General features: G+C 45.8%; 16 protein-coding genes. 11 read left to right on the top strand and 5 right to left on the bottom strand.

Annotated elements, in window-relative coordinates; translation table 11 throughout:
* Positions 1 to 5 precede the first annotated feature (5 nt).
* Complete coding sequence (locus tag OF158_RS12485) at positions 6 to 1,127, top strand: GerAB/ArcD/ProY family transporter (protein WP_035184166.1); 1,122 nt, start codon at positions 6 to 8, stop codon at positions 1,125 to 1,127.
* A 60-nt stretch (positions 1,128 to 1,187) separates the two neighbouring features.
* Positions 1,188 to 1,367 (top strand): hypothetical protein, encoded by a 180-nt coding sequence (locus tag OF158_RS12480; protein WP_014097554.1) that lies wholly within the window; start codon positions 1,188 to 1,190, stop codon positions 1,365 to 1,367.
* Between the two features lie 737 nt (positions 1,368 to 2,104).
* On the opposite strand, the gene OF158_RS12475 is transcribed toward OF158_RS12480, so the two are convergent.
* Positions 2,105 to 2,476 carry a YuzC family spore coat inner layer protein gene (locus OF158_RS12475; RefSeq protein ID WP_225620905.1) on the bottom strand — a complete coding sequence of 124 codons (372 nt, stop codon included), beginning with the start codon at positions 2,474 to 2,476 and terminating at the stop codon, positions 2,105 to 2,107.
* A gap of 90 nt (positions 2,477 to 2,566) precedes the next feature.
* Here OF158_RS12475 and OF158_RS12470 point away from each other — a divergent pair, with 90 nt between their 5' ends.
* Positions 2,567 to 2,953, top strand: a complete 387-nt coding sequence (locus OF158_RS12470) for a PaaI family thioesterase (RefSeq protein WP_013860109.1) — start codon at positions 2,567 to 2,569, stop codon at positions 2,951 to 2,953.
* 68 nt (positions 2,954 to 3,021) lie between these two features.
* Here OF158_RS12470 and OF158_RS12465 read toward each other — a convergent pair whose 3' ends face one another.
* A complete protein-coding gene (locus OF158_RS12465) occupies positions 3,022 to 4,230 on the bottom strand; it encodes an MFS transporter (protein ID WP_035184169.1) in 1,209 nt (402 codons plus the stop codon).
* A gap of 795 nt (positions 4,231 to 5,025) precedes the next feature.
* On the opposite strand from OF158_RS12465, the gene OF158_RS12460 reads away from it, so the two are divergent.
* From OF158_RS12460 to OF158_RS12445, 4 genes are all read left to right on the top strand, one after another.
* Positions 5,026 to 5,736: an Rpn family recombination-promoting nuclease/putative transposase gene (locus OF158_RS12460; RefSeq protein WP_052498230.1), complete on the top strand. Its 711-nt coding sequence runs from the start codon at positions 5,026 to 5,028 to the stop codon at positions 5,734 to 5,736.
* Between the two features lie 139 nt (positions 5,737 to 5,875).
* Entirely contained in the window at positions 5,876 to 7,237 is a 1,362-nt protein-coding gene (locus OF158_RS12455; protein WP_043052472.1) for an IS4 family transposase, read from the top strand.
* A gap of 53 nt (positions 7,238 to 7,290) precedes the next feature.
* Positions 7,291 to 7,482 (top strand): RpnC/YadD family protein, encoded by a 192-nt coding sequence (locus tag OF158_RS12450; RefSeq protein WP_035316804.1) that lies wholly within the window; start codon positions 7,291 to 7,293, stop codon positions 7,480 to 7,482.
* Between the two features lie 33 nt (positions 7,483 to 7,515).
* Entirely contained in the window at positions 7,516 to 7,767 is a 252-nt protein-coding gene (locus tag OF158_RS12445; protein WP_017551365.1) for a hypothetical protein, read from the top strand.
* A 142-nt stretch (positions 7,768 to 7,909) separates the two neighbouring features.
* Here the strand turns inward: OF158_RS12445 and OF158_RS12440 are convergent, their stop codons facing one another.
* Positions 7,910 to 8,293 carry a kinase-associated lipoprotein KapB gene (locus OF158_RS12440; protein WP_014097564.1) on the bottom strand — a complete coding sequence of 128 codons (384 nt, stop codon included), beginning with the start codon at positions 8,291 to 8,293 and terminating at the stop codon, positions 7,910 to 7,912.
* Positions 8,294 to 8,427: 134 nt separating this feature from the next.
* On the opposite strand from OF158_RS12440, the gene OF158_RS12435 reads away from it, so the two are divergent.
* The 3 genes from OF158_RS12435 (at position 8,428) to OF158_RS12425 (ending at position 11,037) form a co-directional block, all read left to right on the top strand.
* The gene (locus OF158_RS12435; protein ID WP_014097565.1) at positions 8,428 to 9,027 is read left to right on the top strand and encodes a peptidylprolyl isomerase; all 600 of its coding nucleotides are present in this window, start codon (positions 8,428 to 8,430) and stop codon (positions 9,025 to 9,027) included.
* 137 nt (positions 9,028 to 9,164) lie between these two features.
* Positions 9,165 to 9,371, top strand: a complete 207-nt coding sequence (locus tag OF158_RS12430; RefSeq protein ID WP_014097566.1) for a hypothetical protein — start codon at positions 9,165 to 9,167, stop codon at positions 9,369 to 9,371.
* A 415-nt stretch (positions 9,372 to 9,786) separates the two neighbouring features.
* Positions 9,787 to 11,037: a L,D-transpeptidase family protein gene (locus OF158_RS12425; RefSeq protein ID WP_014097567.1), complete on the top strand. Its 1,251-nt coding sequence runs from the start codon at positions 9,787 to 9,789 to the stop codon at positions 11,035 to 11,037.
* A gap of 487 nt (positions 11,038 to 11,524) precedes the next feature.
* On the opposite strand, the gene OF158_RS12420 is transcribed toward OF158_RS12425, so the two are convergent.
* Both OF158_RS12420 and OF158_RS12415 read right to left on the bottom strand, forming a co-directional pair.
* Positions 11,525 to 12,367, bottom strand: a complete 843-nt coding sequence (locus tag OF158_RS12420) for an aldo/keto reductase (protein WP_026685150.1) — start codon at positions 12,365 to 12,367, stop codon at positions 11,525 to 11,527.
* Positions 12,368 to 12,540: 173 nt separating this feature from the next.
* Positions 12,541 to 13,398: an aldo/keto reductase gene (locus tag OF158_RS12415; protein ID WP_014097570.1), complete on the bottom strand. Its 858-nt coding sequence runs from the start codon at positions 13,396 to 13,398 to the stop codon at positions 12,541 to 12,543.
* A gap of 198 nt (positions 13,399 to 13,596) precedes the next feature.
* Between OF158_RS12415 and OF158_RS12410 the strand changes: the two genes are divergently transcribed.
* Positions 13,597 to 14,628 (top strand): NADH:flavin oxidoreductase/NADH oxidase, encoded by a 1,032-nt coding sequence (locus OF158_RS12410; RefSeq protein ID WP_035184184.1) that lies wholly within the window; start codon positions 13,597 to 13,599, stop codon positions 14,626 to 14,628.
* Positions 14,629 to 15,088 lie beyond the last annotated feature (460 nt).

The following is a 15,088-nucleotide window of genomic DNA, read 5'->3' as shown; positions in this document are numbered from 1 at the left end:
GATATATGGAAAAGGCGAAGATTTCCTCATACCAATTATTTGTGTTAATTTGTATGTTTGAACTAGGCAGTGCCCTTTTGCTGGGGATCGGAAAGGACGCAAAGCAGGATGCATGGCTTGCGGTTTTAAGCGGCTTGAGCGTTGGGTTTTTCTTGTTTTACGTTTATTACAAAATATTTTCCTTCTATCCTGGCATTTCGCCGGTCGAATGGTTGCGGGCGATTTACGGAAAAGTCATTGGCTGGTTTTTCGGCTTTGCCATGGGCATTTACTTTTTGTATCTTTCTGCCAGGGTGCTGCGCGACTTTGGAGAAATGCTGATTATATCGGCTTATCCGGAAACACCGCGATTTATTATCACAGTGATCATGGCTTTTTGCGTCATGTATGCAGTGAAAAAAGGAATGGAAGTGATGGCCAGAACCGGGGAGATCTTTTTCATCTTTATTTATTTTTTGGCAATTACGAGTTTCGTATTGATTACTTCATTGGGGCTCATTAACGTTAATTATTTGAAACCCATACTGGAAAACGGACCCATGCCTATTATGAAAACAATGGCGACAGAGACGATTTATATTCCTTTCGGCGAAACGATTGCGTTTTTGTCCATTTTTCCGCTTGTAGACAAGATAAAGGGTGTAAAGGTAGCCGGGCTGTCCGCCATGTGGTTAAGCGGTACAAATTTGGCGATCTCGATGCTGATCAATACCTGTGTACTTGGCGTGGATGTAATGATGCGTTCCCCGTTTCCGCTGCTTACGACCATCCAGGAAATTCAAATCGCCCATTTTCTGGAGCGGTTGGATGTATTTTTTATGTTGGCTTTAATCGTTGGCGGCTTTTTTAAAGTAGGGATTTTCTTATATGCGGCTTGCATAATGTTTACGGAGCTGTTTCATGTGAGCAGCTATAAGAGAACAGTTTATCCGCTCGGCCTGATCATGTTGTGCGCATCGGTGATGATTGCGTCAACGTATGCGGAACATATTGATGAGGGCATCAAAGTGGTGCCTGTTCTGCTTCACCTCCCTATGCAAGTGGTTTTTCCGATGATAACGCTTCTTCTGATTTTGTGGAAAGAGAGGCGCAAAAAAAAGAGCCAGCAAAAGTCAGCGTCTGCGTAACGCCCAATCCGGTAGTGCCGGGATGCATACACTAAAAATAGAAGGAGAGGAGGTCATTTGATGTATCCGCATGCGCATTACCCGGCACGTTCCCCGTTTTTCGCAGGACCGCTTCTGGGTGGTTTTCTCGGCGGTTTGCTTGGCGGCGCACTGGTAAGGCCGCGCCCGTATTTTCCATACCCTCCGGTGCCATATCCACCGGTTCCGTACGGGGGATATCCGCCATTCCCGTATTATTAAAAATAACCCTCGCTTCTCAAGCGGGGGTTATTTTTTCGGAAAGATACCCGGCTCCTTTGGTTGCAAGAAGTTCCGAAACAAGGATTTTGTTGGAACGGCTTCAAATGATAAAACATGAAGGACAATTTGGGGAGCGGCGCCCACGTTTTTGTCTTTCATACAAACGATGAAGGACAATTTGGGGTAAGGAGTCCTTGATTTTATCCTTCATTCAGTTTATGAAAGACATTTCGCCGTTCTGGGTTTTGAAATTTGTCCTTCATCGGGTTGATGAAGGACAATTCGGAGCACGGAGCCTTTGTTTTTGTCTTTCATACAGCTTATGAAGGACAATTTGGGGTAAGGAGTCCTTGATTTTGTCCTTCATTCAGTTTATGAAAGACATTTCGCCGTCCTGGGATCTGAAATTTGTCTTTCATCGGGTTGATGCAGGACAAATCGTGGTATGGAGCCATTGATTTTGTCTTTCATACAGCTTATGAAGGACAATTCTGGGTACGGATCCATTGATTTTGTCCTTCATTCAGTCTATGAAGGACATTTCGCCGTTCTGGGATTTGAAATTTGTCTTTCATCGGATTGATGAAGGACAATTCGGAGCACGGAGCCATTGATTTTGTCTTTCATACAGCCGATGAAGGACAAATCAGAGAGCCGCGTCTTTGGTTTCGTCCTTCATACAGCTTATAAAAAACAATTCGGGGGGCAGGATCCCAGAGCTATGGACAAGCCGCAAGTTATGACCAGCGCATTTTCATCCGGAGCTCACAGCAAGGTTCCTGGTTGCCCGCGGCCTGGTGGACAAACTGCAATACAAGGCCGTCCGGTGTATAAAACACGCGCGGTATATGCTGGATACCGGTACCCGTCAGCATGCGACCGACATCGGTCGAATCTGATTTTTGTGCAGCAGACATCAGTTGCCCGGCAAAAGCCGTAGAGCGGGAAATGCGGTTAAGCAAAAGCTGTGCATCTGCCAAGAGCGCGTGCGTGCGCATGGCCGAATCCATAAATTTTTTCGGGTGGACGGCAGGATATTGGCGGTAAGGCATGGAATAGTATGGAAAGGAAGGAACAACATAATACGGATTGTAGTACAATATTCTCACCTTCTTTCTCAGGCGGGGATCATCATTTTTTACATCGTATGAAAGAAAGGCTTGAAAGATGTATGGACAATCCGAACCGGGGGGAAAGAGATGGAATTGGAACATACAATGATCGGCGCGCTGGGCATAAAACTTGTCCAAATGGAGCCCGGGAAAGTAGTGGCGACCATGCCTGTGAATGAAAAAACGATACAGCCGCTCGGATACCTGCACGGCGGGGCATCCGTTGCACTCGCGGAAACCGCAGCAAGCCTCGGGGCTGCGATGCTGATCGATTTAGAAAAAGAAGTCTGTTTCGGACTTGAAATCAATGCCAACCATATCCGCTCAAAACGAAACGGCACCGTAACCGCAGTTGCCGAGGCCGTGCACCGGGGCAAAAGCACCCAGGTTTGGGAAATCAAAATCAAAGACGAAGACGAAAACTTAATTTGCCTGTCGCGCTGTACCATTGCGGTCGTGCCAAAAAAAAGCTAAAAGTTTCGCGACCTGGCAAGGAAAAATAAAAAAACGGCAAGATACCATCAAAAGGGTATCTTGCCGTTTTAGCTTTCCCGGACGGTGCGGCGCTGTTCTGATTTTACACTGTAAAGAAGGAGCGCAAATGCGAACAGGAACAAAACCCCGGTTACATAAAACACAGATGAAATGCCGGAGATCACGGATACGTAACCGCCAATCAGCGGCCCTGTTACATTCCCGAGAAACCGGAAACTTTGGTTATAACCGAGCACTTCACCTTGCATGCTGAGCGGCGCTTCGAGACGAATAAACGCCACAATGCTCGGGTTCATTCCGCCGATCACCATGCCAAACAGGAACCGTAAAATAATCAGTTGCCATAAATGGCTTACGAGTGCTTGCGGCACCATGAAGGCACAGGCAAGCACAAGCAAAATCAAGAGAATCCTTGCATGCCCGTATTTGTCGCCGAGCATGCCCCACTGCCTTGTCAAAAGCAGGTTGCCGAACCCGGTGGCGGAAAAAGCAAGCCCGGATAGGAACGCAATATTGCCGGAACTTGTCAAATGGCTGACATACAGCGCCAATAGCGGCTGGACGCAGAAGTTCGCCATTTGGATCAAAAGCGCAATCACCATGACGGTAATCAAAATCCGGCGGCTGACAATTTGTTTTATAACAGCAAGGGGAGAAACGGGTTTCTCTTTTCGCCGGGCCGGATCGGAACGTTTTTCTTTAATGCCGAAAACAACGCCAAGTGCGGCAATCGAAATGGCAACGGCTGTAATCATAAAAGTGTATTTAAAACCAAAATTGTCTGCAATCGACCCGCCAATCAGCGGCCCAAATAAGTTTCCGGAAACATTTCCCATTTGCAAAGTGCCGAGCACCTTGCCGGCTTCTTCCTTAGAGGTCTGCTTTGAAATGAGCGCCATAGAAGTCGGGATAAACCCGGTCACGATCCCCATGAAAATCCGGGTCGTAAATAAAGTGGCGACATTGTTTGCAAGCCCCATAAAAAACAGACTCGCGGCGATACCGAACCCGGTAATAATAAGCGTCGGTTTAAAGCCGTATTTGTCGCCGATACGTCCCCAGATTGGCGACATAAAAAAAGCAACCAAAAAGGTCACGCCAAAAATATATCCGGCCCAGCGCTGGACATAGTTATCGCTGAAATGGCCGAATGTTTGAATATATAGCGATAAAAATGGAACGATCATCGTTAAGCTTGCACCCACTAAAAAGTTACAGACAAACATAATATACAAATTGCGTTTTTCCTGGCTCATTAGATGAGAAAATCGCCTCCTTGCGCAATGAAAACAAAAGTATACGGAGTAAATATTTCGTTGAACTAAATATTATTATAAAACTTATCACCGAAACTTCAACAAAACCGGCTTGTAAAAAAGTGTCCGTTTTTTGACAGAGAATTTTCCCCTTGTATCGTATGCTTGAAACGCACTCTCGTATAGGACGCCTGCACATCTATTATATGTTTGAAACGTAAATCCCATTTTGGAAAAGATTGGTTTCCATCTACAAACTGTTCCGGCCAAGCTATGATATGCCGCTGCTTTAGGAGAGATTTTAGCCCTCATGGAAAAAAACGCGGCCTGCCAAAAAGTCGGGAAGAAGATGAAGCAAAAAAGTGATTTTTCAGCAAGTCCGCTCAGGTATATCTTCATATGTGGAAAGGTGGAAAATCTGTTTTTTCAATTCATAATAGTCGCGTTGTGATCGATGGGGACGTTATTGTGGGCTCGAGTTGCTGGCGCTTGCAGATGAAATGCGATAAGGAAAAAACCGGTTATCAGGAGGGGCTGGTCGGCGGCAGGTTTGTAGCGGATATCAAGAACGGTTGATTTATAGAATCTGTGGCGTTTGCAGGGTATTGGTCTACTTTCACGGACATCAGCGGAGACATCTGAAATATAGTCGGCGTTTTCACACCCATCTACGTTTCGGATCAAAAGACGAAAAATTTTGAAATCAACATTTTTGTCGAATTGGTGTTCCCTTCATTTCAAAAATGTTGTATAATAAAAACGGAATAGTTTTAATACTTGAAAAGGGGGAATGGGATGGATAAGCGGACTGGGCGCAATGAATATGACCGTCATTGGAAGCGGGTTATTCATTCGCTGTTTGAAGATTTTGTTGCGTTTTTTTCACCAGGCTTGTATGAGATGATTGATTGGGACAAGCTACCTGACGACCTGGATAAGGAGTTCCAAAAGCTGAATCCGGACGGCAAAAGCCGTGACCGGGAAGCAGACGGGCTTTTTAAAGTGTATTTGAAAGATGGTAGCGAACAGTGGATACTTGTCCATATCGAAGTGCAGGGGTGGAAAGATACTGGTTTTGCAGAAAGAATGTTTCAATACTTCTACCGGATTTTTGATGCGTATGATAAAAAGATATTTGCGCTTGTGATTTACACCGAAGATTACTCCGAAACGTATACCCCACCTCGTTATGAACACAACTTTTTCGGGACAAAATTGAGTTATGAATACAATGTGTATAAAATAGCGGAACAAGATGAAAATGAATTGTTGCAATCGACTAATCCATTTGCTTTTGTAATCCTTGCGGCAAAAAAAGCCCTGTATGGAAAAACAGCTGCACAGCCAACCAAATTAGAATTGAAAAAGCAGTTGCTCCGGGTTTTAACTGTTATGAAAGATCGCTTGCAGCTCGATAAAAAGGATTTACTGACACTTTTCATTTTCATGGACCACATGATAAAACTCGAAAGTCATTACTCAACTTTCGCACCTAGAAAATCATAATAAATTCAGTGCTGGCTAATGTCTATTACGTCTCAGATACAGCACTTGACAGTAAAATTAATATATGAAAAAACACCTCTACTTTTGGTATAGTTGATTTATCGAAAATCACTACCAAATAGAAGAGGTGTCTCCTACTATGATAGCGAAAAACAGCCTGAATAATCAACTACCAAATGAAATAAAATCAACATTTAAAGAGTTGAATATGTTGAAACACTTGCGAATCGCCGGTATTACGAAGTCCTTTGGTTTTTCTTGTGCCTACATTTTTCAATTGATTTTTTGTATGATCTTTGAAAACAAAAACTGGTTCAGGATGTTGGAAAGTAAGAAAGCTACAGACATTCCAGCCAAAGATACCGTTTATCGGTTTCTCAACCAATCAACGTTCAACTGGCGTCGTTTCCTCCTTTCACTGGTTGCCTCAGTGATTGGAAAAGTTTCGAAATTGACACGTCATGACCGTCCGAAAGTATTGATTTTAGATGATTCATCTTATGACCGGAACCGAAGCAAACACGTTGAGCTTCTGGCTCGCTGCTTTGATCATGCATCTCAAAAAATGCGTTTTTACAAAGGATTCCGCATGTTGACATTAGGATGGTCTGATGGCGCAACATTCCTACCCGTTGACTTCTCATTATTGAGTTCGAAAAAGAGCCAGATCAACGGCATATCCGAAAATATCGATAAACGCAGCTCCGGTTATAAGCGCCGAAAAGAAGCATTACAAACGGCACCAGAACAGATTCCTGGCATGATTGCCCGGGCGATGAATTCTGGTATCGATGCTTCCTATGTTCTAATGGATTCGTGGTTCACCCAACAACCTCTCATCAAGGAGATTACAGAACAAGGTCTTGACGTAATTGGTATGGTCAAAAAATTAAAACAACGCTATTTTGTCGATGGTAAGCGTGTTAGCCTAGATGAATTGTATCGTCTAGCTAAACCGACTAGTGGAAAGAAAGGAATCTTGCGTTCCATCCATACAACGCAGGCCAATGGCGTGCCAATTAAAGTTGTCTTTGTTCGCAACCGCAACAAGAAAAGCGACTGGTTGGCGATTTTGAGTACAGACTGTACACTGAGTGACCAGGAAATCATCCGTATTTACGGGATGCGTTGGGATATTGAGGTTTTCTTCAAAACAACAAAGTCCCTATTAAAACTACAAAAGGAATTCCAGAGTCGTTCATATGACGCGCTTATCAGCCACACGACCATTGTGTTTGCAAGGTATATTGTCTTGTCATGGCAAAACCGTTGCAGTGTAGATGACAGAACATTAGGTGGCATGTTTTATGAATTATGTGATGAAATAGATGACCTTGATTGGGCTGTTGCATTGCAGCAGTTAGTCGAGATTCTTGAAGATACTCTGGATAAAAGTAATAAGAAAATTCAACAACTGATCAAAAGTCAACTACAACAATGGATTGCGGGTCTGCCGAATTATATCAAGGTATACCTACCTGTTTCAGTCTGCGAAAGTTGAGTCATTACCAAAAGGAATTTGACCAGGAAATCAAAAATTGGGAGGGCGGCACGATGATAACGTATGAAGATGAACTAAAACAAGAAGCAAGAGAAGAAGGGAGAAAAGAAGGGAGACAAGAAGAAAAAATTGAAATTACCCGAAACCTTATTAAACTTGGGATACCACTCGATTCTATCAAAAAAGCAACAGGTCTCTCCGAAAAAAAGATCCTTGAAATAAAGGAGAAGTTGGAAAAGGAATAAGGGCTGATGGCTTTGAATTGGGAGGGCGGCACGATGATAACGTATGAAGATGAACTAAAGCAAGGAGCAAGAAAAGAAGGAAGAGAAGAAGGAAGAAAAGAAGGAAGGGAAGAAGGACTACAAGAAGGTAAACGAGAAGGAAGACAAGAAGGGCTACGAGAAGGAAAAATAGAAATCACACGAAACCTCATTAAACTAGGGTCATCCCTCGATTTTATCAAAAAAGCAACTGGTCTTTCCGAAAAAAAGATCCTTGAAATAAAGGAGAAGCTAGAAAAAGAATAAGGGCTGATGGCTTTGAAACGGGAGGGTGGCACGATAGCACAAATGGTTTTGAAATGGGTGTATATAGTAATTTAATTGATCGGTCACCCTGTTGCAATTAAATTCCATTTTTTAAGAGCAATTACAAAACCCGTTGGAAAAATCATCCAACGGGTGATATGCCGTATTCTTTCATCAGACTTTTTAACGCGGCGATGCTTTTCCGGCTGTAAAGTGTGTCTTCTTTTTCAAGCTTTTCCATCAGTTCGCGGACAGCGGTTTTTAGCGACGCCTCGTAATCCGGAATCTCGCCGTTGTACGGTTTGACCGTTTTCCGCGGGATATTCGCTTGTTCTCCGAAGGCCAAAGCTTTCCGCTCATGGAAAAACGGTACATCCCCTTCATTCGGGTGGTGCAAATCCCCCTGGGCGGGATGCTTTAACACGGCCAGTACCTTAAATACATAATGGTCGGGAAACACTTGCGTAATTTCTCCAATATATTTCCCGGTTTTTTTCGTTGTCACAATCTTATCTCCAACTTCCAAGCTGATTCCCCCTTGCGCTTTTACTACCATTATGGTGAAAAAGCCGGAAAGAAGCAAAAGAAAACGTTTGGACTTTTTGCCCGGATTTTAGTAAAGTAGACAAGAATAGTGAAACAAATGGAGGTTTTAAACATATGGCAGACGAAACCATGTATCCGCAACTTCAAGCGGGCGTGCGCGAAAACGAAACGGTCGCAGACATGCAGACCAATATGGGAACGATCACGATCAAGCTGTTTCCAGCGTTTGCGCCGAAAACGGTCGAGAATTTTGTCACGCACAGCAAAAACGGTTACTATGACGGCTTGACGTTCCACCGTGTGATCGATGGGTTCATGATCCAGGGCGGGGACCCGAGCGGAAACGGGACCGGCGGCGAAAGCATCTACGGCGCCCCGTTCGAAGACGAATTTTCAGAACGGCTTTTCAATTTCCGCGGTGCCTTGTCCATGGCCAACGGCGGCCCGAACACAAACGGCAGCCAGTTTTTCATCGTCCAAAGCAAAACGGTTGATCCCAGCATGAAAGGGCAAATGGAACAGGCGGGTTACCCGGCTGAAGTCGTAGAAGCTTATATGGAAAAAGGCGGGACACCGTGGCTTGATTTCCGTCACACCGTATTCGGCCAGGTCATGGAAGGCATGGAGGTTGTCGATGAAATCGCCGGCGTCCGTACAGGTCTGCAGGATAAACCGGTGCACGATGTCATCATCGAAAAAATCACCATACGTTAATCGCGAGTTACCATGCCGGCCTGCCCTGCGGCTTTTTTCGGAAACCTGTTCAACAGCACCGCATGAAAAATGCGGTGCTGTAACCGTTTCATTTGCGGCCCCTGGCTGTTATAATGGTTGAAAAGGGGGAAGTGCCATTGTTTCCATATCTCATCGGATTTCTTGTTCAATTTCCGCAGGAGAAAAAATATTATATCCCGGCGTTGATCTCACTTTCCTTTTTTGTGCTGCTTGCGGTGCTCGTGTTTTTCATTTTCCGGAAAATCAATGAAAAGCAGGTGAAGCAGGCAAAAAAACTGGAAGAAGAAATCATGAAGAAAAATCGCTTTCCGCATGCGGATTAGCGTTTTCTTTTTTATAGGAGGTGGCAGATGTGGTTACGGCATGCCATTACAAAAGCGCTTATTGTGTTTTCTTTTTTATAGGAGCAGGCAGATGAGATGTCAGACTAAAACACCGCTGTTTCCGGGGGAAAAAGCAGGGGATGGCGTCATGCGCTTCCCAAAGATTTGTGAACGTTGGATGAAATGGAATAAATGACTTGTATAACCGGACTGATTCATATATCTTATATGTAAATGATGTAATCTTTTTGTAACATAAACTACTTTATTGGGGTGATCGGCCATAACCAGGAAGAAAAGTCTTCTTATTGGCATCATTGCGGCAGTTGTCATCATTCTTTTAGGCGGTGCCGGCTATTACCAGGCTACCCGTTTTAACCCGCATGTCAAAATCAACAACGTCAAAGTCGGCGGCATGACCACTGAACAGGCGATGAAAAAATTAAAGTCTATGACATTAACAAATAAAGTATATGTCGGGAACAAAGTTTTGGTGGACGGGAAAGATACAAAGGTCCGTTTTACAGACGGTGATATGGCGAAGGTAAAACGCGTTTTCAAAACCCAGCGCACATGGATTCCGTCTTTTAAAGAGAAAAATTATATGGTCATGCCGGGGCGGACGGATCACTACCGCAATGTGACACTGAAGCAGGAAGTTTCCAAAAAACTGGAACAGCAAAATCAACATCTGCAGGCACCAAAAGATGCACAGGCTTATCTGAAGGACGGAAAAATTGGTGTATCGAAAAGCGAAAACGGCAATCAATACGACATTTCCGCCATGTTAAAGGCATATGACACACAAAAATACAACAGTGAAATTCATTTGCGCCCGGTAAAACTTCAACCGGTCCGCGAAAACAGCAAAATTGTAAAGCAGGAAAAGCAAAAGCTTGAGGAACTCTCGAACAAGACTGTCAACTATATCCTGCAGGAAAAGAAATATCCGTTCAAGGCAAGTGAACTAATTCAAAATGCATCCGTCTCAAAAGATATGAAACTAGCAATTGACCCGTCCGGCATCCAGTCGCGGCTGGATGCGTTGAACAAGGAGAAATCGACGCTCCATAAAAACTTCAGTTTCAAAACGCATGCGGGCTCCGTCATTTCCGTAAAAGGCCAGTCGTACGGCTGGGCGATTGATACGAAAGCGGAAGCGAAACGGATTGCGGACGCCTTTCAAAACGGCAAGGATACCGTCAAGGCTTACAATATTTACGGCGAAGGGTACAGCACGATCGGCGTCGGCTACCATGTCCTGGCCGAAAACGGGATTGGCGATACGTATGCGGAAGTGTCGATTTCCGACCAGCGCATCTGGATTTATAAGGACGGCAAGCTGAAAGTCACGACCCGGGTTGTAACGGGAAGGCATGATACACACGAAGATACGCCAAAAGGGGTTTGGTACATCGAATATAAAGAGTCCCCGTCTGTATTGGAGGGCAGTGAAGCGGGCAACCCGAATTATTCCGTTAAGGTAAAATATTGGGCGCCTTTCACGCTCGGCGGTGTTGGCTTCCATGATGCGAGCTGGCGGAAGAACTGGGCCATGGACGCCTATGTCCACCACGGCTCCGGCGGATGTGTGAACACGCCGCCAAGTGTCATGAAAACCGTCTATGACAACCTGGAACAAAACGAACCGGTCATCGTTTATTAATGGCCGGAACCGGCTTCTATCCGGGCCGGTTCTTGTTTTAAAAAAGGGGCAGTCCCATTGGCTCTTGAACAGATAATTGTGAGATTCATGAACCGCTTGTGGGCATCGTGACGGAAACCGTACAACCAATTGTATCGTGCTTATAAAAAAAGGGGCTGTCCCATTTGGCTCCTGAACAGATAATTGTGAGATTCATGAACCGCTTGTGGGCATCGTGACGGAAACCGTACAACCAATTGTATCGTGCTTATAAAAAAAGGAGCAGTCCCATTTGGCTCCTGAACAGATGATTGTGAGATTCATGAAACGTTTGTGGTCATCGTGACGGAAACGAACACCCAACTGTCTCATGCTTACAAAAAAGGGGCTCCCATCAGCCGTTTAACGACTATTGGGATAGCCCCTTTTTTTACATGGCTTTAAAATTTTTCATAGATTGCCGGAACCTTCTCAAAATACGTATCTGCATCGTTCACCAAATACGTCTTTAAAATTCTTCATACGTTGCTGGATCCTGGCCGAAAGTCCTGCCGTCCGGGCGGCTTAATCCGGATATGGTGCGCATCTCTTCTTCAGAAAGCGAAAAATCAAAGATAGACAAGTTTTCCAGCTGCCTTTCCGGTGAAGCCGATTTCGGGAGCGGAATGGCGCCAAGCTGCGTATGCCAGCGCAAAATCACTTGCGGGACAGATTTCTGATGGTCCGCAGCAATTTTTTGAATCGCCGGATCTTCAAGCAGATGGTTCGCTCTTCCAAGCGGGCTCCATGATTCCGTCACGATCCCATGTTCCTCATGCCAGGCGCGCTGCTCCTCCTGTGCAAAATAAGGGTGGAGTTCCACCTGGTTTATGCTCGGCGCAACCCCGGTTTCTTTTATGATCCGTTGCAAATGCTCCGGCAAAAAATTGGAAACGCCGATCGAGCGGACAAGCCCCCATTTTTGCGCGTCGATAAGCGCCTGCCATGCTTCCACATATAAATCTTTGCTCGGGTTCGGCCAGTGGATGAGGTAAAGGTCAAAGTAATCGAGGCCGGCCCTGTACAATGATTCCTGAATGGTTTGGACCGCTTCTTTATAAGCATGGTGCCGCCCCGGGAGTTTCGAAGTGATGCGCAGCTGTTCGCGCGGAACAGAAGAGCGCCGGACCGCCTCGCCGACTGCCCCTTCATTTTCATAATTAAACGCCGAATCAATCAGGCGGTAACCCGCGTCAATCGCGCTTACGATCGCCTGGACGCCTGCCGCCCCGTTCAGTTTGTACGTGCCGAATCCGACAGCCGGAACGGTCATCCCGTCGTTCAGTTTGATTTCAGGAATGGAAATAGACAATTTCTATCGCTCCTTTCGTATTTTGTAACCAGTATACCAATGACTGGAAAATGCGTCTATTTTGATGATTGATCTTGCTGCCTTGGGTCAGCGGGAGGCAAATCAGGAAAAACTGCCATCATTTCCGGAAAAGCAAATAACAAAGCAGCTGCCCAGAGGACAGCTGCCCATCTTTATTCCGGCCTTACGGAAGTTTGTGCTAAAAATTCTTCGTCATCCGGATTCCTTCCGTACCGTTTCCCGGTGTTCAATGAAGCAATTTTTTCCATATCTTCCGGCGTTAACGAGAAATCGAAAATCTCGCTGTTTTCTTTAATCCGGCTCGGGGTCACCGATTTTGGAATGACGACAATACCGCGTTCCACGTGCCAGCGCAACACAATTTGCGCCGGGGTTTTCCCGTATTTTTTCCCAAGCTCAACCAAAACAGGCTGCTCAAGCAGGTTGTTCTTGCCCTGGCCGAGCGGGCCCCATGCTTCATGTAAAATATTGTGTTGCTTTAGAAATTCATGCAGTTCATTTTGCGGAAACTCCGGATGTGTCTCAATTTGGTTGATCACCGGTACCACTTCGCTATGGGCCAGCAAATCTTCCAAATGGTGGATTTGGAAATTCGATACGCCGATCGCTTTAATTTTGCCTTCATGGTAAAGTTCTTCCATTGCTTTCCATGTTTCAATATATTTCGGTGACGGCCAGTGGATCAAATAAAGATCCAAATAATCGGTGCCAAGACGGTCAAGGCTCGCCTGGAAAGCGGCTTTTGTTTCCTCATAGCCATGGTCGTAGTTCCACACTTTCGACGTAATGAAGATTTCTTTCCGGTCTACGCCGCTTTCCCGGATTGCTTCGCCGACATATGTTTCATTCCCGTAAATCATCGCGGTATCAATATGGCGGTAGCCGGTTTCCAGCGCGGCTTTCACAGCGTTTTTCAACTCATTTTCTTCTTTTACAAGAAAAACACCGAGACCGAGTTGCGGGATTTCAACGCCGTTATTGAATTTTAAATTTGGAATCGTTTGAGCCATCCTTCATTCCCTCTTTCATTTAGATATGTAAGTGTACGATGATTTTAACACAATCAAGCAGCTTTGTGCCACGCACAAGACTGTGAGCGCAAATTTTGACGGTTGGAACATCGGTTTGTTATATTTGGAACGAACTTTTCCGCCAATTTACATAGCGGTTCAGGTGCAAAAATAACAGCCGTAAGGAGTGGTTTTGCAATGAATGATTTATTTACCCCGTACAAGCTGAAATCGCTTGAAGTGAAAAACCGTATTGTCATGCCTCCCATGTGCCAATATTCCGTTGAGAAAAAAGACGGCGTTGCCACTGACTGGCATTATGTCCATTACGTCAGCCGTGCCATCGGGGGCACCGGCCTGATCATTATGGAGATGACCGATGTGGAGCCGGACGGCAGAATTACCGACAACGATCTCGGCTTATGGTCTGATGAGCAGATCGCGCCGCTTGCCAAAATTGTGGAAGCGTGCCACCAGTACGGCGCCAAAGTCGGGATTCAAATCGGACATGCCGGCAGAAAAGCACAGGATGCAAAACAACCAGTTGCCCCTTCCCCCATCCCTTTTGATGACCATGCAAAAACACCGAAGGCATTAACGAAGGAAGAAATCAAAGAAATCGTCCGCAAATTTGGCGAATCTGTCCGCCGCGCTGTCCAGGCCGGTTTTGACACGATCGAACTGCACGGCGCACACGGTTATCTGATCCATGAATTCCAGTCGCGCTATACAAACAAACGGTCAGATGAATACGGACAGGATTTGGCATTATTTGGAAAAGAAGTCATTGCCGCTGCCAAAAGCGAAATGCCTGCCGACATGCCACTTATTATGCGCATTTCAGCCCGTGAATATGTCGATGGCGGGTATGGCATTGAAGAAAGTATTGCGCTTTCGAAGGCGTATAAAGAAGCCGGTGTTGACCTGTTTCATATTAGTTCCGGAGGCGAGGGCCATATCGGTGCGGCCGGCCGCCCGGGGACGCACGCCGCTTATCAGGTGCCGCTTGCACGCCAGATCAAAGAGGCTTTAAACGTTCCGGTCATTGCAGTCGGCCGGCTGGAAGACCCGGTTCTTGCCAATGCGGTAATCGGAAACGAAGAAGCAGATCTTGTTGCGGTCGGCAGAGGCATGCTCCGCAACCCTTATTGGGCGCTCAATGCAGGGATCGCGCTCGGCAAAGACGCAGGTGTGCCGATCCAATATACAAGAGGGTTTCCAAAAAGGTAAGGAAGGCTGTTTGCAGCGGCCATCCGTGAAAGTTCCCGAATCGACCACTCGAAGCCGGTATCGCGCCCTGTAAAGACGCAGGTGTGCCGGTCCAAGACACAAGAGGGTTCTCAAAAAGGTAAGGAAGGCTGTTTGCAGCGGCCGTCCGTGGAAGTTCCTGAATCAACCACTCGAAACCGGTATCGCGTTGGAAAAACGGTCCAATAAACAAGAGAATTTCCAAAAAAATAAGGAAGGCCGTTTGCAGCGGCCGTCCGCGCATCCCGGACCGGGCAACTTGGCCTGCAATGAAGCGAATCCAAAAACAGGAAAACAGCACACTGAACGGGGCGCTGTTTTCTTCTTTTACAGCATACAAAAAACGGGGCCGGAAAACCGGACCCGCAAAATAAAAAAAGGGGGAATACTTATGATAGTGCGGCTTCCCGAAAGTCGCCCTCACTAAAGAAAGCATTGTAGT

This window comes from Weizmannia sp. WK01 (assembly GCF_025905465.1).
Classification (GTDB): domain Bacteria; phylum Bacillota; class Bacilli; order Bacillales; family Bacillaceae_C; genus Weizmannia; species Weizmannia faecalis.
This window is presented reverse-complemented; position numbering and strand designations above follow the sequence as displayed.